Below are 22473 nucleotides of genomic sequence, written 5' to 3'. Positions count from 1 at the left end.
GCTTTTAAATGAAAAGTATAAAAATCGGTAATTCTAATTGGAAAGCATCAGCAATTGCATTAGGAATTATGCGTATGAACGTTTTAGATAGTAATAAGGCAGTTGAAGTGATTGAAACAGCTTATAAAAATGGAATTAATTTCATTGATACTGCAGATATTTACGATCTAGGAAAATCAGATGAAGTTTTTGGTGAAGCATTAAAAAAATCTTCTTTAACTCGAGATAATTTCTATATTCAATCTAAAGGTGGCATTATTAACAATAATGGTAAGTCTAAGAGTTTTCCTGAAGGTCTTAGATATGATTTTTCTAAAAAACATATTATTGAATCTGTTGAAGGCAGTCTTAAAAGACTGAAAACTGATTATCTTGACTCGTTTTTATTGCATAGACCAGATACTTTGATGGAAGTTGAGCAAATAGCAGAAGCGTTTGATGAATTGGAAACGTCGGGAAAAGTTAGACATTTTGGTGTATCAAATTTTAATCCGGAGCAATATAAGTTGGTACAAAGTGGTATTAATCAAAAATTAATGATTAATCAGTTGCAGTTTAGCATTATGCATACTGGTATGATAGATTTTGGGATTCATACTAATATGACAGATAATGGATCAATAAGTCATGATGGAAGCATCTTAGAGTTTTCTCGCCGTAAGAATATTACAATTCAAGCATGGTCACCATTTCAATATGGATTTTTTGATGGGACTTTCATAAATAATGAAAAATTTCCTGAATTAAATCAAAAGTTAAAGCAATTAGGTGATAAATACGATGTAGGGAAAAACGCAATTGCTACTGCGTGGATATTAAAACATCCAGCTAATATGCAGGTGATTTTAGGGACTATGAATCCTAAACATATTGAAGATAGTGCTGCAGGTGGAGATGTTGTATTAACAAATCAAGAATGGTATGACGTATATTTTGCAGCTGGAAATGATTTACCATAAATTAAAAAAGCACGTATGAAGTTATTCTTCATTACGTGCTTTTTGTGGTAATACAGCGTTTAATAGCATGCCTACAATTGTTGCTACTGCTACACCGGAAAATTGAAAAGTTCCGATTTGTAAGAAAACATTTCCGATTCCTATTACAAGGACTGATGAGGCAATCATTAAGTTTCGATTTTTATTAAAATCAATATGGTTATCAACAAGAATTCTTAATCCACTTGAGGCGATAACTCCAAATAATAAGAAACTAATTCCACCAATAACGGGTAAGGGAATACTTTGTATAAGGGCGCTAAGTTTTCCGATGAATCCAAAAATTATAGCAAATATTGCAGCGCCGATTATGACGTATACACTATAGATTTTGTTTAAGGCCATAACTCCAATATTTTCTCCGTATGAAGTAATTGATGGCCCTCCAATTAATCCGGCGATTATTGAAGCTGCTCCGTCACCGGCAAGAGTTTTATTAAGACCTGGATCCTTTAAAAAATTTTTACCAGTTAATTCATCTAAAACCATAATATGACCCATATGCTCTGTCATTGTTACGAATGCGATAGGTGCCATTCCTAAAATAGCTCCCCAATATATTTGGGGTTTGTATGAAATGAAAGGTATTTGAAAATTAGGAATTTTAAACCAAGGGGTGTTTATAACGGTAGAAAAATCTACTAGTCCAAATCCGACAGAGATAATGTATCCAAAAAAAACACCTATAAGAATAGAAATTTGACTAGCAAAACCTTTTAATAACATGTTAAAAGCAATTGTGATAAATAGTGTAGCAAAGGCAACAATGAAAAATCTGATATCATAATGTCCATTATTCATGGTTGCATCTTTTCCAGCATTTGAAGCAAGTGATAATCCAATCACCATGATAATTGGGCCAACAACAATAGGAGGAAGAGCTTTATCAATCCATTCAGTTCCTAAAAAACTTACTAACGTAGAAACAATTAGATAGACAATACCGACAGCAATGGTTCCTTGAGCAACTGCAGGATAGCCAATTGTTTTCATAAGAGCAATCATTGGAGTTATAAAAGCAAAACTAGAACTCATATATGATGGAATTTTTCCTCTAGTTACGAGAATATGCATTAAAGTTCCCACCCCGGAGCTAAATAAAGCAATTCCAGGATTAAGACCAACCAAGATAGGAACCAAAACAGTTGAACCAAACATTGCAAATAAGTGCTGAATTGATAATCCTAACCACTGAAGTGGTTCAGGACGATCATGGACATCTAAAACAATTTTGTTATTTTTCATAAAATCCTCCATAAAAAAAGACCTTTTATCCGCGTGAAGATAGAAGGCCTCTAATGTTAATAGAGTTTTAGCATAAATTTATGACTACCTTGCAAGCCTCACGGGACTTAATTAAAGGTTTATTTAGTTTTTAATAGAATACATATAAAAAATGAGTATGTCAATGGTAGAATGTTATTAGTTAAGGAAGGTACTCATTATGGATCAAAAAGAAAAGAAACGAAGAAATAAAGTTTTTTTATGGGCAATAATTGTAGTTGCTGTTAATATAATTCAATATATTTATCATAATTCAATTACTATTGGAATTGCGTTGGTAATAACGGTGTATGCCTTATATGTTATCACTATAAAAGATAGGGTTGAAAAAGATAAGAAAGAAAAAAGCAAGAAATCCAACTAAGGATTTCTTGCTTTTTAATCGATCCTATTTGTCCAAGGAGTAGCAGTTTCTGCAAGTACTTTGTTTAAATCTTCAATATTTTTTTTACCTTCTGTACGCATCCATTGTCTTCCTGCTTCTTCACCATCTTTAGCAAATGGTTCGATACCAAGTTTCCACGTTGCACGTCCACAAAGAACACCATTAAATGTTGATCCTGCTTCTTTAGCAAAGATTAATTCTTCTTGGAATAGTTGCGGTGTAACGCCAGCACTCAAGAAAATAAATGGTAATTCAGTAGCATCACTTTGTTCTTTATAGAAGTTTGCTGCCTCCGACTTAGAATAGATTGCCTCGCTATTATTTTCATTGAATCCCTCAACGTATTTTTGGTTAACAGGTACTTCGACTTTTAAAACTGTAACATTGTATTGAGGTTTTGAAAATTCTTTCATTGCTTCAATAACCTTATGAGGCTTTACTTTAGCGTATTCAGGTGAACTTACATCATCTATGTGTGCATCATATGATACTAATTCTAAGAAAAATGGCATTTCTTCTGCAACGCATTCTGAACCTATACGTTCTATGAAAGCGTGTTTTTTGTTATTAATTTCTTCTGATTCATCTGTATCGTAGTATAGAAGGAACTTAATAGCATCGGCTCCTTCATTTTTTAAACGTTTAACAGACCAAACGTCAAGAATGTCAGGCATACGTCCTGGTTCAGTAACATCGTAACCTGTTTTTTCATAAGCTGCTAAAAATCCAGCGTTAGTATCTCTAACATTTGCGGCTGGTAATCCGTATTCTGGATCAAGAAGAATTGAAGAAGAATATTTAGTTAACTCACTAGAGATAACTTTTTTAAATTCAACTATATCTGTTTCGTTAGCTTCTTTACCACTAGCTGAAGCTAACATTTTTTTTAAGGATTCACGTTGGTCTATCGCTAAAGCACCGATAACATTATCAGAATTAGATAATTTTTTTAGTCTTGTTTTTACTTCATCTGTTACTTGTATCATTTATTGCTCTCCTTAATAGTAATTAGTTCTTATTTGCTGCATATTCAGCGTTACGTTTCTTCATTTGTTTTGCATACCACATGAAGATTAGTAGATAAGCTACTAAAACTAATATTGCATACATGATGAATTTAATATCACCTTTACTTGCATTACCAACTAAATAGCCAAGGAATTTTTCAACGGGTCCTTCCATTGTTGAATGAGAAATTAGTGTTGATGAAGCCATTCCCTTTGGAAATGCTCCAACATGTTTAGCGGTTTCTGTTACAAATGGTGCTGTTAATGTTCCTGCCCATAAAAATAATGGTAATTCGATAGTACCGATGATAATCATTCTCAAAATTTTTCCTCTAGTTACAACTAGAAGTGCGGGTGTAACACCCATTGCAATAATTCCACCTAAAGGTAGAATTTTGTTTCCTGGTAGTACAAGAGACTCTAATAACATAATAGGAGCAAGTACGTTTGCTGCTGCCCATACTTCAGCACGACCGGCAATGAATGGCCAATCAAGACCGACATTCATTGTACGACCATTAAATCTCTTGTTTGCAAAGTTTGTAATACCTTGAGATAAAGGCTCAACAGCGGCAATGAACCATGAACCGATAATTGAGAATAATTCCAAACATGTTGCAGCTGTTAGTGATAATGTAAATATTTCTTTAGGGTTAGATTGTGAAAGCAGACCAATAAAGATACCTAAATAAATACCTATAGCAAATTTACTTCCCCAAAAGCCAATTTTTTCGTTTAGTTTAGCTGAGTCAAAATCATATTTATCTAGCCAAGGGAAAAGCTTATCGAATAATTTATCCAAAATCATTATGTATGGATTCATCATGTAATTCATATGTGTAGTTGTCATTGGGTTCGAATCTGGGGCATCTAATAAATCGTTAAAAGTAGGTTTCATTAAATCGGAATTGATAATTTTTAGAATTCCGATAAATACTACTAATAATGTTGCTACGAGAAGATTTGCACCACAGAATATTGCAAATAATCCAACGAATGATGAGTGCCAAACATCAAAAATATCTACATCTAAAGTGTTGGTTTTTTTCAAAACGAGCATTACTGCATTAACTATCACTAATATCATAAGAAAGAATAATGTATATGGGGAACCCCAAGTAATTGTTGCTAGGGGAGCCCATCCTAAATCGGTAACGGTTAGATGAATACCAGTATTTTCAACAAATCTTTGAAGAGCATCTTGATATGCTGTTGTTAAAAGTCCAATAATATCACCGATTGCAGTAAGAGCTATCGCTAATTTAATACCACCTTCAAGAGCTTTTGAAAATTTAACTCTAAAGATAAGTGCAATGACTGTCAGTACAATAAGCATTAATGGAGCAGCACCTAAATCTATTAAAGGTTTGAAAATTGTATTGGCAAAATTAATAATTCCATTCATATTCATACTCCTTTATTTTAGTTATTTAACTATTTTCTATTTTTTTTACGGCGTCTTCGACTTGATTAAATACAGGATCAGCCATAGCTGGCATTCTGTACAAAATTGGTCCGGCATCAATAACTGGAACATCAGGAGTAAAACCTAAATCTGTTTTTGCAATTGGTGTAAAAATATCGTATTTAGACATCAATTCTTCGTTAACATCTTTAACCATGTAGGCATCAGCTTTAACTTGATGTCCTCTTTTTTTCATTTCTTCATTAAGTGCATCTGCAATTTGATGTGATGAGTTTACTCCTGCACCACACGCTGTAAGAATTTTTACGAGTTTTGTCATGATTTTTCTCCATTTCTAATTAAATTTATTTTCCAATATACTGAAAATTGTTTTTGTATCATTAGAATTAAATAACTCTTGAAGATATTCAACTTCGCTAGAAGAAATAAATTCCATAATTTCAGATAATATATTTGCTTGTCCTTCAGGATCGTTATTTAAAATCATAAATAAAAAATTAACCTTAATGGTTTGAGAAGGGTTAATCATATTGTTAAATTCTACTGAGCTAGTTAACTTAACAGGAATAATTCTTCTGGAATTGACGAAACCACTTTCAGTATGTGGAATAGCAATATTTGATAATGAATTGTCTATTACTGATAAATCCATTCCTGTAGGGAATTCTTCTTCTCTTTTGATGATATTATACAAAAAATCTTTTTTGACTAGTCCTGATTCATAAAGCTTTTTGGAAATATCAGCGAATACCTCATTGGATGTATTTTTATCAGAAATAAAAATTGAACCTTGTGATATAAGTGCTTCAACAACGTTTGACAGTTTAATCACCTTCCTTTTTTGTTCTTTTTTGTTCTGTTTACACCACGAATTATCTAGCAAACGCTTTCAAAAGTCAAGAAAAAAATAAAAATGCCTATTTAATAGATGATTTATTAGGTAAATAATAAATTCTAATTTGTTGTTATTATTGGAATTACATAGTTGACAATAAACTACAGTGTGTTATATTTTTGTTGTTATCAAAAAAGAACATTTTAGAACATTTAGAAAGAGAGATGATGCTTTCTGCTTAAAAATGAAAGACTATTGAAAATAGTAAAATTGGTAGATGAAAGTAATATTATTACTGTAAATACCTTGGTAAAAAAGTTAGGCGTCTCAACTATGACTATTAGAAGAGACTTAGAAGAATTAAGTAAAAACGGTCAAATAATTAGGATACATGGTGGGGCAGAAAGCGCTAAATCTAAACTTAGCAAAAAAGAACTCACGTATGTACAAAAGAAGAGTATAAATGTCTTTGAAAAAAAAGAAGTGGCACAACTTGTCGCTTCTATGATAAATGAAGATGAGACTGTATATATAGGGCCTGGAACTACTAACGAATTTATTGCGATGTATTGTAAGCAAAAAAATATAAGAGTAGTAACTAATAGTTTGCCTGTTTTTAATTCTTTTAGAGAGCTACATGATTATGAGATTTGTCTTGTTGGTGGAGTTCTCCGAGAACGGAGTGGGGCATTTATAGGTGGAATTACCTTAGACTCATTAAAACATCTAAGGACAAGTAAGGCGTTTGTGAGTGTAAATGGTATCAATGAAGATTCACTGATGAATGCAAGCCCTGAGGAAGGAAATACTCAAAGAATTGCATTACAAAATGCAGATAGAAAATTTGTTGTAGCAGATCATAGTAAATTTAATCATTCTGATTTTTTTAGTTTTTGGAATCTAAAAGATGTTGACGCTGTAATTACAGATTCTGCATTGGATGTTGAAGTGAAAAAAGAATATGAAAATGAAGTGGCAATTATACAACCATAGGTTTAGGAGGAACGAAAATGAAAGTAGTAGTTGGATCAGATAAAGATGGGTTTCAATTAAAGGAAAAAATAAAAGAATATCTTATTAAAAATAATCATGAGGTAATTGACGTTAGTGAAGAACCATCTGTTGATTTTACTGAATCGGCATTAGCAGTAACTAAAGAAGTGCTTGATAATGGAATAAAAAAAGCTTTGATGTTTGATGAGTATGGTGTTGGATCAGCAATGGTAAGTAATAAAGTGAAGGGAATGGTAACAGCTAACGTTAATGAGGAAAGAACTGCTCATATGACAGCAGAACATAATGGTGCTAAAGCGATAGCAATGGGTGCCGGTATTGTTGGTTATAAATTAGCAGAATCAATAATAGCTGATTATTTAAAAACTGATTATGCTGCTGGACGTCATCAAGTTAGACTAGATATGCTAGAAAAGATGATTTAATGGAGGAAATTAAAATGTTAGATAATGATAGACCACAACCAGAGTTTGTTGAACCAGATATTAATAAAAATACTATAATTGCAATAGGAAACGATCATATTGTTACAGATGTTAAAATTAAAGTTTCTGATCATCTTAAATCTTTAGGATATCAGGTTATTGATGAAGGAACACATGATTTTTCAAGAACTCACTACCCTATATATGGGAAAAGAGTCGCAGAAGATGTAGCAGACGGCAGAGCTGACTTAGGAATAGTTTTGTGCGGTACAGGTATAGGAATTTCAACTGCTGCAGATAAAAACGACGGAATTCGTGCTGCAATGGTTGGCGATGCTACTCAAGCAAAATATGCAAAAGAACAATTAAATGCTAATGTCTTAGGATTTGGTGGGATTGTATTAGGAAGAGACTTTATATTTGATATCGTCGATTCATTTTTAAATGCTGAATATAAGCCAACAGAAGAAAATAAAAAAATAATAGAAAAAATTGATAATATTGCTATTCCTAATCCTGAACAAAGAGATAATGAACATTTCTTTGATGAAGAAAATGAGAAATGGGCGCGTGGTGTATATCACGATTAAAAATAAAAAGCCGTGACATATGTCATGGCTTTTTTATGGAGGAGAAAAATGATACTAACACTAACAATGAATCCATCTATTGATATGGCTTATTCATTAGATACTCTAAAGATAGATCAAGTGAATAGAGCATCTGAGGTAATTAAAACTGCTGGTGGTAAAGGTTTAAATGTTACTAGGGTGATCAAAATGATGGGAAGAAATGTAACTGCAACTGGATATAATGGTGGAAATTTAGGTGCGTTTCTAGAAAAAAAATTAGATGATGATGGAATTCAATATGAATTTGTTAAGATTAATGATGAAATCAGAAATTCTATCGCAATAATCCATGATAATGGTATGCAAACGGAAATACTAGAACCAGGGCCTACAATAAATAAAGAAGATAAAATAAAGTTTTTAGAATATTTTAAAAAGAATGTTTCAAGATATTCTGTAGTAACAATTTCGGGAAGCTTACCTAAGGGACTTGATACAAGTTTTTATTCAAAAATAATTGAGATTGCTGATAAAAATAATGTAAAAATATTATTAGACACATCGGGAGAAGCACTTAAAGAAAGTTTAATACCTGAAAAAAAACCTTTTTTAATTAAGCCAAATGAAGCAGAAATTTCACAATTGTTAGATGCTCAATATACTGAAGAGAACATCAATTATGATAGTTTAAAAGAAAAGTTGCAAAATGACATGTTTAAAGGAATAGAATGGATTGTTGTCTCTTTAGGTGCTCAAGGGGCATTTGTAAAAGTAAATGGTGATTTTTATAAAGCAATAATTCCATCTATTAATGTGGTGAGCCCTGTTGGATCAGGGGATTCCACTTTAGCGGGCTTAGCAATAGGGATTGATGAAAAAATGTCTATTGAAGATACAATAAAAACTGCGATGACAACGGGTATGTTAAATACTATGTCTTCAAAAACGGGTTACATTGATAAAAGTAAATTTGATGAATATTTTAAAAAAGTAAAAGTTGAGGAATATTAGTTTGGATAAAATTACAAGATTTAGAGAGGCAAATCCAAATAAAAAGATACATACTATTGATTCTAGTGATTTTAAAAAATTTGGAGAAATAAAAACAGGATATGATATTTCTGATATTAGTGAATATTTTTCAAATTCTGTAAAAATAAAAGAAAAAAATTTATATACTACATCAAATTCAGAGATTGAAAATTTCGATGTTGTAAAACAGCTTTCTAATGATATTTATCCGGGTGTGGAAACACAGGCAGGAGAGTGCACAGGGCATTCAAAAGACTTTTCGGCAGTGGAATATCATCAAGGAAGTGAAACAAATATATTCTTTACCGATGTTATAATGGTTTTGGCCAAAAGAAGTCAAATGACCAATAATAATATAAATATACAAGAATCTGGTGAGATTTATTTTGTCCCTAAAGGAACAGTTATAGAATTTTATAGTGATACCTTACATTATGCACCAATTCAAGTAACAGATGAGGGAATTAAAATATTAGTTATGCTCATTAAAGGGACAAATGAAGAATTGCCAAATAATTTTAAATCTAGTAATCGTATTATTACTAAAATAAATAAATTTCAAGTGGTTCATAAATCAAGAAAAGATAAAATTAATAATGGAGCAGTAATTGGAGTTACTGGTGAACTTCTTACCTTTAACATGATAAACTAGAGATAATATCAAATATTAGAGGTGCTTTTATGGTTGAAGTATATATAATTCGTCATGGAGAAACAGATACAAATAAAGAAAAAAGAATAAATGGGAACTCTACAGATTTACCATTAAATGAAAAGGGACGAAAACAAGCCAATCAACTAAGAGAAGTTTTTGATCTATCAGACTTTGATGAAGTTATTTCAAGTCCACTAATTCGTGCATATGAAACGGCTCAAATTCTTACAGAAAATACGGGTATCGAAGTTAAGACAGATGTTCGACTTAGAGAAGCTGACTATGGTAGTTGGGATGGTGTATCAGAAGAAAAATTATATAAAGAACATCCAGAAGTATTTGATGATAATGGTTATTTGCTACCTGATTATATTAAGTATGCTCAAGATGCAGAAAATTATGAAGATGTTTATCAAAGAGTAGATGATATTTTAAATGAGATTAGTCAACTAGGTGATAATAAAAAAGTTGCTCTAGTTTGCCATGGCTTTATTAGTAGAGCTTTGATGAAAGTTATCATGAATATTGATGATATATCTAAAATTATCCAACCAAGAAATTGTGGTGTAAGTAGATATAGATTAAATAAAGATGGAAAACGTTATTTAATTTATTATGGACGTAAGACCCCTTTAGAATTTTAGGTGAATTATGAAAAAAACAAACAACGTTTCTGAAGAAAAAGTTCAAAATATTTTTAATCATATTGCTGGTGAATATGATAAAGTGAATTCTCTAATAAGCATGGGAACTCATAGAAAATGGCGCTCTCAAGCCACAAGGAAATTCAATCCTAATGTTGATAGTGTACTTGATTTATGCTGTGGAACTGGTGATTGGACCATAGATATATTGAATCAAGTTTCAAAAAAGACAAAAGTGACAGCCTTGGATTTCAGTGAAGGGATGTTAAATGTAGCCAGAAAAAAGCTTAAAGAAAATAATTACGAAAATCGTGTAAAAATTGTTCAAGCAGATGCCATGCATTTACCTTTTGATGATGAGTCATTTGATGTTGTGACTATTGGTTTTGGCCTAAGAAATGTTCCTGATGCAAATGTCGTCTTGTCAGAAATTTATAGAGTCTTAAAGCCAAATGGTAAATTAGTATGTTTGGACGCATTTAAAGTTGAAATTCCTGTAATTAAATTAGGCTGGAAGTTTTATTTTGGAAAAATAATGCCAGTAGTAGGTAAAACATTTAACAAAAAGGCAACTAACGAGTATGAATATTTAAATTCATCAGTAAATAATTTTGTCTCAATAAATCAGTTGAAACACATGTTTGAAAAAGTAGGATTTAAAAATATTAAAATTAAAGAATATATTTTTGGTTCAGCAGCAATGCATGTTGGAACAAAATAAAAAGAGTGCCAAGGGGAAAGGCACTCTTTTTATATATTATAGAGGAGTAAGAATATAAGGAAGTTATAAAAAGAATTTAGGGGGAAACTCTTTATAACTTTCTATATTTATAGACTAACTTTTAAATTTGAATTTCTAAGTTATAAAACTTGAAAAAAGTGTGAAAATTAATCGATTTTAATGAAATTATCTCCGTTTTTACTTTCTTCATTCTTAGGAAGTGTAATATTTAGAGTTCCATCCTTGTAATTTGCAGTAATGCCACTTTTATCTGCGTTTGGAAGTCTAAAACTTCTTGAGAATTGTCCGTAACTACGTTCACTCATTAAAAGGTTTCCCTTATTATCTTCATGATCTGAGAAACTTTCACGTTTTCCAGAAACTGATAATACTCCGTCTGTATAAGAAATTTTTATGTCATCTTTATTCATGTCAGGCATGTCAACTTTTACAAGATATTCTTTATCGGTTTCAGAAATATCTGCTTTCATATTCATTTTTGGAAATGATCCAAAATTGTGAAACATATCTCCAAAATCATTAAACCAATTTCCCATATCACCATTACGATTCATCATTTCATTTCTCATAGATACGTACTTCCTTTCTCTTATGTTTACAATTATATTTTAGTTCCTGCATCTAGCTTTGTTAAATAATTTGATTGCGGTAATATGTAAATGGGAGTGATTATTATGATAAAGATCGCACGTATTTATGAGAGTTATGAAATGCCGGAATTTTATCGAATATTGGTTGATAGAGTTTGGCCTAGAGGAGTTTCAAAACAAAAAGCTAGATTATTTATGTGGGCAAAAGATATAGCACCGTCAAAAGAGTTGAGAGAATGGTTTAATCATGAAGATGAAAAGTTTGATGACTTTAGAAAAAAATATCTCGAAGAGTTAAGATTGAATCCTAAAACTTTTGATTTCGTACAAGAAGTTCAAGCTCATGAAGATATAGTATTGTTATATGCTGCAAAGAATAAAGAACATAATCAAGCGGTAGTTTTACAAGAGTATTTAAAAAGCCTAGAAAGTTAATTTCTAGACTTTTTTGTTATTTATGAGGTGTAAAACAATAGTAATTACAAAAACGAGAATGGTAAAAATAAGAAATAAGTATGAAGGTATTTCAATTCCGATAAATGGTATGGTCAAAAATAATTTGATTGCTATAAAGAAAATTAAAATATAAGCAGCGGAGATTAATTCGGGAATTTTGTTCATTATTGAAGATATTACTTCTGCAATAAGTCGCATAGCCAGTATCCCAATTAGACCGCCTAAAATTAAAATGATTGGGTTCTCAGATAGTGCTAGCGAAGCTAATACAGAATCGACTGAAAAAGCTATATCCATTAACTCGATTGAAATGACGACTCTCCAAAATAACGATAATTTTTTAAGAGCTGGTAGATGACTATGTCCATTTTTGCCGTCAGTAGCTTTTATAAAAAATGAAATTGATAAATATAACAAGTAAATGGCACCAATAACTTTAATAATCCAAAACTGAATTAAATAACTTCCAATTCCAATTGCAATAAATCTAAAAATGTATGCACCGAATAATCCGTATAATAACGACTTTTCTTGTTCATGCTTATCAGGAAGAATTTTAGTTTGTGCCGCTAAGACAACAGCATTATCTAAAGACATCATGCATTCTAATATAATTAGAGAAATAATTATAATCCAGTCTTGTTTACTATTGAAGACTGCAATCCAATTATTCCAATCAAAGAATGGTTCATAAAATGTTAAAAAGTTATTCATCTTTTTTCACTTTCCTCCGATAAATAAAAAAGAGCTAATGCTCTTTTAAAATGACTTAATAATTAACCAAATATTTAATGCGGTTAAAATGGCAGCAATGAAATATCCTAGCCATTTTATCCATGCTTTGTTAGCAAAATTTCCCATTAATTTTTTACTACTTGAGAAGTATACTAGTGGAAAGATTGAAAAAGGTAAAGCAATACTTAAAAATACTTGAGAAAATGTAAGTAAGCTTTCAATTTTTGCCTCATTTCCATGATAGTAAATAGTAAAGAAAATAACTGGTGATATTGAAAGAAGACGTGTTATTACTCTTCTAGCCCAAAGCGGAATCTTCATGTGAACGAAACCTTCCATAACAATTTGCCCTGAAAGAGTACCTGTTATTGTTGAGTTTTGACCAGAAGCAAGTAATGCTATGGCAAACAAAATACTTAATGTTGGGCTAGCAATTGCACCGGCAACTTTTGGATTTTGTAAAGCATTAAATAAGTCACCTAGTCGACCTAAATCTGTCTTAGTTCCATAAAATAATGCAGCACCTAATACAAGTAATAAAGTATTAACAATGAATGCTAAAGTTAATTGTATGTTGGAATCCCATGTAGAAAAACGAACGGCGTCTGCAACACTTTTTTCATCATCTCTATCATATTTTCTTGCTTGAGAAATTGAAGAATGTAAGTAAAGATTATGTGGCATAACTGTGGCACCTACAATACCTAAAGCAATATATAACATTGATTGATTGTGTGTAATTTCAATACTTGGAATATACCCAATCATCATTTCACCAAAATTAGGTTGAGCAAGAAGAACTTCGTATAAGAAGACTCCAAGTATAATTGTGATTAACATAGCAACAAGTGCTTCAATTTTTCTAAAGCCTAATTTCATTAATAATAGTAAAAGCAAAACATCAGCGGCAGTTATTAAGACACCAACTAATAAAGGTACATGAAATAGTAATTTGATGGCTATTGCAGAACCAATAATTTCAGCAATATCGGTCGCCATGATTGCTAATTCAGACATAATCCATAATGCTAGTCCACCCCATTTACTAGTGTGGTCACGTGTGAGTTGAGCTAAATCGCGATTTGTTACAATACCTACTTTAGATGCCATATATTGTAATAACATCGCAACTAAACTAGAGATCAAAACAACGCTTAGTAATGTGTATTTGAATTGTGCACCACCAGCAATTGATGTTACCCAGTTACCAGGGTCCATGTAACCAACGGCAACTAAAGCACCAGGTCCAGAATATGCTACTAGTTTTTTGAAAAAACTACCATTTTCAGGAACTTCAACAGTGGCATTTATTTCTTCAAGTGAAGGTCCATTAGCGTAAGTCATGAACTTTTTCTTTTCAGACATAGATTTTTCCTCCTAATCTTTTATCCTAACCAATATAGTACACTATAAATATTAGGAATGAAACTATTTTTTAGGCTAACTTAACTTTCTTAATTAATATACATTTCATTTTATTGATGTTAAGCTATATGTATAGAATTGAGGTATAAGTATAATGAATATTTTTGTTTGGATTGCTATTGCAATTTTTGTTGCAGGGGCTGCTTTTAATATCTATTGGCAGTCACAAATAACAATAAAAGCTAAATATAAATTTATGCCAGTAGTTGTATCTGCCTTTTTTGTGGCCTGGATTTTCACTGGCTTTGAGTATTCTCTAAGTTACATTATTTTAGTTGCTCTATTCTTAACTGTAGGGATTATGGATGGAGTGGGTGGAATTGGTGAAAAGAGAATAGTTAGCAGTGGATTTTTGTCCAGCGTTTATGAGTATTCAAAATTAACTAATATTACTTTAATTCCAATTAATCTTGGAAATAAAAATAGAGTAGTTGCAATATTTAATCTAAACACTAGACAATCTACTCAAATGATTTTCAATAAAGAGTTAAATGTCATTAAAAACGAACTTGAAAAACATATAAATGATTCTACAAAAATAGAAATAGGAAGTATTCAATAAAAGCTTGAGAAATTATCTCAAGCTTTTTTGATATTTTGATATACTTATTATTAAAATTGGAGGGAAAAATTTTGTTTGAAGTTAATACTACACAGATATTTATTAGACTAGCACTAGCGACATTGATCGCAGCATTAATAGGTACAGATAGAGAATATAAAAACAGCCTGCTGGTATGAGAACTCATGTATTAGTATGCGTAGGTGCGTGCGTAGTCGCTATGATTCAACAAGAAATAGCTTATCAAAATATAGAATTTGCTAAAGAACATTTAGCGTTGGCTACAACAATAAGAACAGATCCTGCACGACTAATTGCACAAGTAGTTAGCGGAATTGGTTTTTTAGGAGCTGGAACAATTATTGTTACAAGAAGAAAAATTATGGGATTAACTACTGCTGCATCATTATGGGCAACGGCTGGAATAGGTTTAGCTGTTGGTATGGGATATTATGAAATAGCTATTATAAGTTCAATATTTGTAATTTTAATATTGGTATTCTTAAAGAAAATTATTCATATCAATACGCTGAAAAAAATTGAAATAAAATATCAGCATAAATTAGAGACAAAAGAATTTATTCAAAATTATTTTGATGAACATGGAATTAAAGTTAGAGATGTTAATTTCACTGTTAGTCAAACAGAGGATTTTAAAATATATACAAATGTTTATAGAATAGAAGTTCCAAGAGGAATGAAATACTCTGATATAGTTGAAGATATTTCTTTAAATAAAAATATTAATACTATTAGAATGGTTTCAGTATAAAAAGGGTATGATAATATAAGTATTGGATGCTGTAATTAATGCGAACCTTTCTATTCAGCGTGGTTCATAAATCAGTAAGTTCCACTAAAAAACAGTCCGTAATCATAAACTATGATTACGGACTGTTTTTTAGCGCTCAATTATAAACGACTTCTGTCACAGCTCGTTTATAGTATTGGAGACAATAATCTTGAAAAGTATTGTTTAAATGTTAACCATCTACTTTGATTGTTAATGTTTTCTTTAGTAATAAGAGAAGATTCTTTAATATCCTCATAAAAAATATTTACTAATTCTTTTGCTAAATTTGAATCATAAAAATAAGCATTAGCTTCAAAATTTAAACTATAACTTCTGAAGTCGTGGTTCATTGAACCAACAATAGCAATCTCGTCGTCAAAAACTGCTGTTTTAGCATGCATAAAGCCTTTGTTGTAGTTATATACTTTGATTCCATATTTGGTAAGGTGGTTAGCATAATATTGAGTCGCACGATATATAAATGGATGATCAGGCATATCTGGAATCATAATTTTTATATTTATTCCGGAGTGCGCTGCAACTATTAATGCATCTATCATTGAATCATCAGGAACAAGATAAGGTGTTTGTATATAAATACTTTGCTTAGCATTTAAAACCATACTTAAAAAGCCACCTTTTAAAATGTCTTCAGTGTGATCGGGACCATCGGCAACTATCTGAGTGCGAGTATTTGCTTCGTAGGGGATTTTATTTTCTGGGAAAAATCTTGATTCAAAAGAAATTTTTTCCGCATCCTTTTTTACTGATGCATTCCAATCCATAATAAAACGTTCTTGCATCAAAAATACTGCAGAACCATAAATTCTTACATGAGTATCACGCCAATAACCAAATTTTTTTGTTGTATTAATATATTGGTCACCAACATTAAATCCGCCGATCCAACCATATATCCCATCAATTACAACTATTTTTCTATGTAAATGATAATTTAATCGAGCTTTAGAAATTATATTTCGCCCAGTTACAAAAGGGATGACTTGCACACCACGTTTTTTGTAAGATTTAAATAACTCGCCACGAACTTTTCCAGATCCCCAGGCGTCATAAATCACACGAACTTCTAATCCTTGTTCTGCTTTAGACGCAAGCAATTCCATTAACTCATTACCGATATCATCATTGAAAATTGAGTAGTATTCAATATGAATATACTCCTTTGCATTTTTTATATCCTTAAATAAATCTTTGAATTTTTCTTTACCATCGGTATAAACTGCGACTTTATTGTGCCTTGTTAAAGGAGAATCTTCTGTCTTGTCAAAATAGTTTATTATTTTATTACATTTTTTTGAAGTGTCTGATTTTATGTTTTCAACAATCGACTGGTTATTTTTTTTAATAATTCTTTTTAGAGTCTCTAACCCTATATGGTCTTGATTTGAAATTGCAAAAAGTTTGTCATCGGCTAATCCGCGTCCGAAAAATGCAAAAACAAAAAAACCAATTATAGGAAGAAAGAATAAGACAATTAACCAAGCTAGCGTAGATGATATACTTCTAGGTTTGTGAAAAACTGTAATTATTGCACCAATTGTATTTGCAAGTAAAATAAAACTAATAATAGTTAAAACGATAACATCTATTTTCATAATCTAATCCTTAAAAAAACAGTAAACTAATATAAATTAGTTTACTGTTTTAAAAGATAAAAATCTAGTCGCGTTGATTACCAAATAAGATAACCAAACGTAAGAATTGAAGAGCTGTTGATAATACAGCAGCTACATATGTTAGCGCCGCTGCAGTCAATACTTTTTTTACTGCAGGAATTTCGCTATTTTCAAGTAATGTTCCTTGAGATAAGATATTTACTGCTCGCATAGATGCGTTGAATTCAACAGGTAAAGTAATGATTTGAAAAATTAAAACTAATGCGAATGCATAAATACCTATGTTTATCAATGTATGGTTCATTCCCAAAAGCATGCCTATTAAGATTAAAGGAAATGAAATCGTTGATCCGATATTTACCAAAGGGACAAAGGACGCACGTAATCTCATTGGAAGGTATCCTTCATGATCTTGAATAGCATGTCCAACTTCATGGGCGGCAACTCCAATTGCTGCAACAGAAGTTGAAGTAAAAGAAGCATCAGATAAGTTTAAAGTTTTATTACCTGGATTATAGTTATCTGTAAGGTGTCCACTTATGTGATTAACAGTAATATCATTTATATTTGCCGATTTCATAATTTCTTCGGCAGCTTGGGCAGCGGTTATTTGATTTTTGCTGGTAACTTTATCATATCTGCTGAAAGTGCTTGTTACATTTAATTGTGCAATACCTGCAATTGCTGCACCGATAATTACTAAAATGAATGTAGGATCAAATCCAAATCCATATCCCATACCAATTGGAAACATTTAGTCACCTCATTTTTTTAATATTAATGTATCATTTATCGTATTATAGTAATTTAAAAGTTCAGTGTAAACTTTATTATTTATTCTTGAAGAAATTGTAAACTTTTGTAGATTTAAATTGATGGTACAAATTTCTGCAATCCTAAAGCTGATTTCGTGAGCATCTTCATCACTAAGAGAAGAATCCAATTTTGCATTAAGTGTATTATTTTTAAAATTAAATTTTACTAAGCCAATTATTTTTTTGGAGAGTTTATCTTGAATAAACCAAAAAATTACATTTCCTTCCATAATTTCTTTCATTAATTCACTAGACTTTTGTGTGACTGTGTCATAATCTTCTTCAGAAAATTCACTGATTTGTTTAGTTGTGAATTGAGAAGGAAAATCAAAAATATATCCCTTTGTCATAAGAGGTCGTAAATAAGAAAATTCTGCCATTTTATCTCCTTTAGTTAAATAAAAAGGTAGTCATTGCATCAAGAATTTCATCATCATCATGCATTTGAGAATGTTCTCCACGATTTCCTAAAATCTCATATTCGTTAAAAGAACGAACTTGGTCTTTTAAAATGTAGCCAATTGATCTAGCTGAAGTTACAGATACATATTTATCCGAGTTTGAAAAATCGTTAACATTTCCATATATATTTATAACATCAACATCTTTAGGAAACTTTTTTTTCAATAACATCAATTGCATGAAGGTAAAACCAATAAACAATGGTCGCCCGTCTTTATTTAATCTATTAATATTAGGTAAATCACCCAAGCCAATAACTCCTGAGAAAGGTCCGGCTATTAAAACCATTTTATCAATTTTTGGCAGAAAAGGTTTGTTTGAAGCACTGATTTCCATCAAAGTAAGTGCTACAGCACCTAATGAATGTCCAACTGCATAATATTTTTTGAAGTTAAAATTTCTTGCTAGGTCTTTTAATACTTTTAAAAGCCAATAAGACATTATTTGCGAAATGGTAAATTTATCTTTAAATACTATTTGTATAAGGGGATGTTTATTATTAGTCCAAGTACCTTCATACGAAATTTTTCCAAGCCTGTTAACAGTGATCTTTAAAAAATCATCAGCGTCTGTTTTATTTAAAGATGCAAGTACCATTTTTTCGGTTGTATAATCTCCGCCTCTAAAGCCATGTATAAATAGTGTTGGAATTTGATTGGGAATTAATCCGTCTTGATGTTTAGGTATAGAGTTATTATTATTTTTTTTCAAATTTTTCATTCCTATTTATTTTCTCGTTCCTATATTATAATACTTCGTAATGTGTTGAGGTGAATAATATGAAATTTTATGCAATTAAAAAAGGAAGAAAACCAGGGATTTATACGAATTGGCCAGAAGCAAAAAAGCAAGTTGAAGGCTTTTCTGGTGCGGTATACAAAGGATTTACTACAAAAAAAGAAGCAGAATTATTTATAAATCAAGATAAAAAAAATATAAAAGTCTCAGATGATGCAATCATTGTTTATACAGACGGTGGTTCTAGAAACACCGGAAATATCTCTGGCGGGCATGTTAAAAGTAATGATAAAGCAGCTTGGGCGTATCTGATTAATGATCATTCAAAAATATATGAAGATTCCGCTGGTGAGTATGGTGTAACTAATAATAAAATGGAACTTACGGCGTTGATAGCTGCACTAAAGAAATTAGAAGAATTAAATAAAAAAGAATCAGAAATATTGATTATATCTGATTCAAAATATTTAATTAATGCAATAACTTTAGGATGGATGAATGGTTGGAAAAAGCGCGGTTGGAAAAAATCAGATGGAACAGTTCCAGCAAATGTCGAGTTATGGAAAGAAATGAGTAGTATTTTGCCTAGCTTTTCTAATCTGCAAATTAAATGGACTAAAGGACACGCAAATAATGATGGCAATAATCTTGTGGATGAATTGTTAAATAAAACGATGGATAGGATGTAAAAAGAGCTGACATATGTCAGCTCTTTTTTTAAAACAATCCTTTGAAAAAGGACACTATATTGTCCCAAAGTTTTTGAAGGAAGTTTCTGTTTTCTTTAGTATTTAGTTTGTCAAAAATATTTGAAGCTGATTTTTTTATATTATTGCTTAGCTTATCGGCTTGATTTTTAAAATTATTATTATTTAAAGCTCCAGAATCACGGATTGTTACCATGGTTTTAACAATTTGTTGTCTTTGAGTATCTGTAATACTATTTTCTAAACCATTGTTTGATATTTGAGTATTAACAATATTAGTGATTTCATTGACAGTAATATTTGGTCCTTTTTTTGCCATATCACTTTTAGTACCTGCTATTGCGTTGTTTAGTTGTTGATCAGAATAATTGTCTTTGTTCTTGTTTTCTTGATTTATTTGGCTTAGTGTACTCATTTCATCTTGAGCAGCAGATACTTGCTCTTGATTCAATGAGTTTCCGTTTTGAGCATAGGCTGCATAAACACCTGCAAGAGCACCGGAACCATCTATAGGAACAGCGGAAGTAACATAAATGTTTGCATCTGATATTCCTGCAGTTAGTGCCGCATTTTTGTATTGATCTGCTGTAATAGTAGTAATATTTTTGTTGCCATTATAGTCCAGAATTTGTACATTAATACCGGAATTTCTATTACTTGGAACGATTAGTGCAGATGACCAAACACCAGAATTATTTGTAAAATTAGAACCAGATGGATTTAAATATTGTACTAATGTACTTCCGTCTACAGTAAGTTGACTATAATCTTGATTTTTTATTTGGGACGATAAGACATCGATTGTTCCTTGTTTTTGGCTCTGTGTTAAAGATGTTCCCAAAGTCATGACGGGTTTATTTAAGTCAGCAGCTTTTGCGTTTGTAGTAAAAGAGAATATTCCTGTTATAAGTAATGTAAGGATAAATAAAAATTTTGTCTTTTTCATGACAAATACCTCCTATTTGTAAATAAATGATAACAATAAAATTGAAAATTAACGAGAATTCTAAATATATATTAAGAAATTCTGTTTATTAAACACGAATAATGTTCGATTAGAATTTGATTTTTAATCTTGATTTACGATATATAATAATTTACAATAGTTATTGTGTTAAAAAATACGAACAATATCGCGAGGTAATTCAATAATGATTGGAAAAATCGAACAATATTTTGATTTTGAATCTTTAAAGACAAATTTTAAAACAGAAATAATTGCTGGAATAACAACTTTTGTTTCTATGGCTTATATATTATTTGTAAATCCTAATGTTTTGGGTGCATCTGGTATGAATAAAGGTGCTGTGTTTACTGCAACAGCTTTAACAGCTGCTATCGGTTGTTTAATCATGGGAGTGGTTGCTAAGTATCCTTTTACAGTTGCGCCTGGACTTGGAATTAACGCATTCTTTACTTTTACAGTAGTTAAAGGAATGGGTGTTTCTTGGAAAACAGCATTATCAGGTGTATTTTTAGCATCAATTATTTTTATTTTAATAACAGTATTTAAAATTCGTGAAGCTATTATTAATTCCATACCTCAGGATATGAAATTGGCTATTGCTGCAGGTATTGGTATGTTTATTGCATTTTTAGGATTGCAAGAAGGTGGGGTAATAGTTGCTAACGATTCTACTCTAGTAGGAATGGGATCATTAAGTGTTGGTACAACATGGCTTACAATTTTTGGAATAATAATAACTGCAATACTAATGGTAAAAAAAATACCTGGATCAGTTTTCATTGGAATGATCCTAACAACCATTGTTGGCTTAGTAACTAAACTAATACCTTTGCCTAGTGCAATAATATCTAGTGTACCAAGTATTAAATCTACATTTATGGTGGCTCCTCAACATATTGGAGATTTTAATAGTATTCAAATGATTGCAGTAGTTTTGACATTTTTAATGGTAACCTTTTTTGACACTGCAGGTACTTTTGTTGCTTTAGCTGAGCAAGCCGGATTTATGAAAAATAATGAATTACCAAGAGTGGGGAAGGCTTTGACAGCAGATTCTTCAACAATGATGATTGGTTCATTGCTAGGAACTTCTCCAACTACATCATATGTGGAAGCTTCAGCAGGTATAGCTGTTGGAGGTCGTTCAGGATTTACTTCTGTGATAGTTTCGATTTTATTTGTTTTGAGTTTATTCTTCTCACCACTACTAACAATAATTACAAGCAATGTAACAGCTCCTGCATTGATTGTTGTTGGTGTTTTAATGGCAACATCATTGAAAAAAATTAATTGGGACAATTTAGAAATAGCAATTCCAGCATTTATGACAATAATAAGTATGCCACTTACATATAGTATTTCAGACGGAATAGCAATTGGATTTATTTTTTACCCAGTTACAATGATTACCGCTAAACGTGGCAAGGAAATACACCCTTTAATGTATGTATTGGCGTTAATATTTATTGCATTCTTTTTAATAACTAATAAATAAACTCGCACATTGCGAGTTTTATTTATTTTAAAATTATTCTTAAAATATTTCTTTTGAAAGTGTTTTTGTGGT

The 22473-nt window shown here is 31.1% G+C and carries 26 protein-coding genes and 1 pseudogene; 14 read left to right on the top strand and 13 right to left on the bottom strand.

Features of this window, described 5'->3' with window-relative positions:
- Positions 1 to 8 precede the first annotated feature (8 nt).
- Positions 9 to 959: an aldo/keto reductase gene (locus ACUV9F_RS06865; RefSeq protein WP_446183533.1), complete on the top strand. Its 951-nt coding sequence runs from the start codon at positions 9 to 11 to the stop codon at positions 957 to 959.
- A gap of 21 nt (positions 960 to 980) precedes the next feature.
- Here the strand turns inward: ACUV9F_RS06865 and ACUV9F_RS06860 are convergent, their stop codons facing one another.
- Positions 981 to 2243 carry a uracil-xanthine permease family protein gene (locus ACUV9F_RS06860; protein ID WP_446183532.1) on the bottom strand — a complete coding sequence of 421 codons (1263 nt, stop codon included), beginning with the start codon at positions 2241 to 2243 and terminating at the stop codon, positions 981 to 983.
- A 199-nt stretch (positions 2244 to 2442) separates the two neighbouring features.
- Between ACUV9F_RS06860 and ACUV9F_RS06855 the strand changes: the two genes are divergently transcribed.
- On the top strand, positions 2443 to 2646 hold the full coding sequence (locus ACUV9F_RS06855) for a hypothetical protein (protein ID WP_446183531.1): 204 nt from the start codon (positions 2443 to 2445) through the stop codon (positions 2644 to 2646).
- A gap of 14 nt (positions 2647 to 2660) precedes the next feature.
- On the opposite strand, the gene lacD is transcribed toward ACUV9F_RS06855, so the two are convergent.
- The 4 genes from lacD to ACUV9F_RS06835 are packed head-to-tail and all read right to left on the bottom strand — an operon-like array spanning position 2661 to position 5932.
- Positions 2661 to 3653 carry a tagatose-bisphosphate aldolase gene (lacD, locus tag ACUV9F_RS06850; RefSeq protein WP_446183530.1) on the bottom strand — a complete coding sequence of 331 codons (993 nt, stop codon included), beginning with the start codon at positions 3651 to 3653 and terminating at the stop codon, positions 2661 to 2663.
- Between the two features lie 22 nt (positions 3654 to 3675).
- A complete protein-coding gene (locus ACUV9F_RS06845) occupies positions 3676 to 5079 on the bottom strand; it encodes a PTS galactitol transporter subunit IIC (protein WP_446183529.1) in 1404 nt (467 codons plus the stop codon).
- A 25-nt stretch (positions 5080 to 5104) separates the two neighbouring features.
- Entirely contained in the window at positions 5105 to 5419 is a 315-nt protein-coding gene (locus ACUV9F_RS06840; protein WP_446183528.1) for a PTS sugar transporter subunit IIB, read from the bottom strand.
- A gap of 15 nt (positions 5420 to 5434) precedes the next feature.
- Complete coding sequence (locus tag ACUV9F_RS06835) at positions 5435 to 5932, bottom strand: PTS sugar transporter subunit IIA (RefSeq protein ID WP_446183527.1); 498 nt, start codon at positions 5930 to 5932, stop codon at positions 5435 to 5437.
- Between the two features lie 237 nt (positions 5933 to 6169).
- Between ACUV9F_RS06835 and ACUV9F_RS06830 the strand changes: the two genes are divergently transcribed.
- Genes ACUV9F_RS06830 through ubiE form a run of 7 tightly spaced genes read left to right on the top strand, consistent with a single transcriptional unit; the run spans position 6170 to position 10998 of the window.
- Complete coding sequence (locus tag ACUV9F_RS06830; protein WP_446184363.1) at positions 6170 to 6928, top strand: DeoR/GlpR family DNA-binding transcription regulator; 759 nt, start codon at positions 6170 to 6172, stop codon at positions 6926 to 6928.
- Positions 6929 to 6945: 17 nt separating this feature from the next.
- The gene (lacA, locus tag ACUV9F_RS06825; protein WP_446183526.1) at positions 6946 to 7374 is read left to right on the top strand and encodes a galactose-6-phosphate isomerase subunit LacA; all 429 of its coding nucleotides are present in this window, start codon (positions 6946 to 6948) and stop codon (positions 7372 to 7374) included.
- A gap of 14 nt (positions 7375 to 7388) precedes the next feature.
- The gene (lacB, locus tag ACUV9F_RS06820; protein ID WP_446183525.1) at positions 7389 to 7964 is read left to right on the top strand and encodes a galactose-6-phosphate isomerase subunit LacB; all 576 of its coding nucleotides are present in this window, start codon (positions 7389 to 7391) and stop codon (positions 7962 to 7964) included.
- Between the two features lie 48 nt (positions 7965 to 8012).
- The gene (locus ACUV9F_RS06815; protein ID WP_446183524.1) at positions 8013 to 8957 is read left to right on the top strand and encodes a hexose kinase; all 945 of its coding nucleotides are present in this window, start codon (positions 8013 to 8015) and stop codon (positions 8955 to 8957) included.
- 1 nt (position 8958) lies between these two features.
- Complete coding sequence (locus ACUV9F_RS06810) at positions 8959 to 9630, top strand: DUF4867 family protein (RefSeq protein ID WP_446183523.1); 672 nt, start codon at positions 8959 to 8961, stop codon at positions 9628 to 9630.
- A 29-nt stretch (positions 9631 to 9659) separates the two neighbouring features.
- The gene (locus ACUV9F_RS06805; RefSeq protein WP_446183522.1) at positions 9660 to 10277 is read left to right on the top strand and encodes a histidine phosphatase family protein; all 618 of its coding nucleotides are present in this window, start codon (positions 9660 to 9662) and stop codon (positions 10275 to 10277) included.
- A gap of 7 nt (positions 10278 to 10284) precedes the next feature.
- Positions 10285 to 10998, top strand: a complete 714-nt coding sequence (gene ubiE, locus ACUV9F_RS06800) for a bifunctional demethylmenaquinone methyltransferase/2-methoxy-6-polyprenyl-1,4-benzoquinol methylase UbiE (RefSeq protein ID WP_446183521.1) — start codon at positions 10285 to 10287, stop codon at positions 10996 to 10998.
- Positions 10999 to 11165: 167 nt separating this feature from the next.
- Here the strand turns inward: ubiE and ACUV9F_RS06795 are convergent, their stop codons facing one another.
- Positions 11166 to 11588 (bottom strand): Hsp20/alpha crystallin family protein, encoded by a 423-nt coding sequence (locus tag ACUV9F_RS06795; protein ID WP_446183520.1) that lies wholly within the window; start codon positions 11586 to 11588, stop codon positions 11166 to 11168.
- Between the two features lie 99 nt (positions 11589 to 11687).
- On the opposite strand from ACUV9F_RS06795, the gene ACUV9F_RS06790 reads away from it, so the two are divergent.
- Positions 11688 to 12044: a DUF488 domain-containing protein gene (locus tag ACUV9F_RS06790; RefSeq protein ID WP_446184362.1), complete on the top strand. Its 357-nt coding sequence runs from the start codon at positions 11688 to 11690 to the stop codon at positions 12042 to 12044.
- 3 nt (positions 12045 to 12047) lie between these two features.
- Here ACUV9F_RS06790 and ACUV9F_RS06785 read toward each other — a convergent pair whose 3' ends face one another.
- Positions 12048 to 12779, bottom strand: coding sequence for a TerC family protein (locus ACUV9F_RS06785; protein ID WP_446183519.1), 732 nt, complete (start codon positions 12777 to 12779; stop codon positions 12048 to 12050).
- A 45-nt stretch (positions 12780 to 12824) separates the two neighbouring features.
- On the bottom strand, positions 12825 to 14165 hold the full coding sequence (locus ACUV9F_RS06780) for an Nramp family divalent metal transporter (protein ID WP_446183518.1): 1341 nt from the start codon (positions 14163 to 14165) through the stop codon (positions 12825 to 12827).
- A 154-nt stretch (positions 14166 to 14319) separates the two neighbouring features.
- Between ACUV9F_RS06780 and ACUV9F_RS06775 the strand changes: the two genes are divergently transcribed.
- Positions 14320 to 14787: a hypothetical protein gene (locus tag ACUV9F_RS06775; protein WP_446183517.1), complete on the top strand. Its 468-nt coding sequence runs from the start codon at positions 14320 to 14322 to the stop codon at positions 14785 to 14787.
- 71 nt (positions 14788 to 14858) lie between these two features.
- Positions 14859 to 15559 (top strand): annotated as a pseudogene (locus ACUV9F_RS06770) (MgtC/SapB family protein).
- A 167-nt stretch (positions 15560 to 15726) separates the two neighbouring features.
- Here ACUV9F_RS06770 and cls read toward each other — a convergent pair.
- From cls to ACUV9F_RS06750, 4 genes are all read right to left on the bottom strand, one after another.
- Positions 15727 to 17196, bottom strand: a complete 1470-nt coding sequence (gene cls / locus ACUV9F_RS06765) for a cardiolipin synthase (RefSeq protein WP_446183516.1) — start codon at positions 17194 to 17196, stop codon at positions 15727 to 15729.
- Positions 17197 to 17260: 64 nt separating this feature from the next.
- Complete coding sequence (locus tag ACUV9F_RS06760; protein WP_446183515.1) at positions 17261 to 17971, bottom strand: zinc metallopeptidase; 711 nt, start codon at positions 17969 to 17971, stop codon at positions 17261 to 17263.
- Between the two features lie 9 nt (positions 17972 to 17980).
- Positions 17981 to 18412, bottom strand: a complete 432-nt coding sequence (locus tag ACUV9F_RS06755; protein WP_446183514.1) for a hypothetical protein — start codon at positions 18410 to 18412, stop codon at positions 17981 to 17983.
- A 10-nt stretch (positions 18413 to 18422) separates the two neighbouring features.
- Positions 18423 to 19214, bottom strand: a complete 792-nt coding sequence (locus ACUV9F_RS06750) for an alpha/beta hydrolase (protein ID WP_446183513.1) — start codon at positions 19212 to 19214, stop codon at positions 18423 to 18425.
- Positions 19215 to 19273: 59 nt separating this feature from the next.
- Between ACUV9F_RS06750 and ACUV9F_RS06745 the strand changes: the two genes are divergently transcribed.
- Positions 19274 to 19921, top strand: coding sequence for a ribonuclease H family protein (locus tag ACUV9F_RS06745; RefSeq protein ID WP_446183512.1), 648 nt, complete (start codon positions 19274 to 19276; stop codon positions 19919 to 19921).
- Between the two features lie 28 nt (positions 19922 to 19949).
- On the opposite strand, the gene ACUV9F_RS06740 is transcribed toward ACUV9F_RS06745, so the two are convergent.
- A complete protein-coding gene (locus ACUV9F_RS06740; protein WP_446183511.1) occupies positions 19950 to 20885 on the bottom strand; it encodes a DUF1002 domain-containing protein in 936 nt (311 codons plus the stop codon).
- A 205-nt stretch (positions 20886 to 21090) separates the two neighbouring features.
- On the opposite strand from ACUV9F_RS06740, the gene ACUV9F_RS06735 reads away from it, so the two are divergent.
- A complete protein-coding gene (locus tag ACUV9F_RS06735; protein WP_446183510.1) occupies positions 21091 to 22401 on the top strand; it encodes an NCS2 family permease in 1311 nt (436 codons plus the stop codon).
- Positions 22402 to 22473 lie beyond the last annotated feature (72 nt).

It is taken from the genome of Daquilactobacillus linshuiensis (assembly GCF_052828685.1).
Note: the sequence above shows the minus strand (reverse complement) of the source record. Positions and strands in the feature narration are given on the sequence as shown.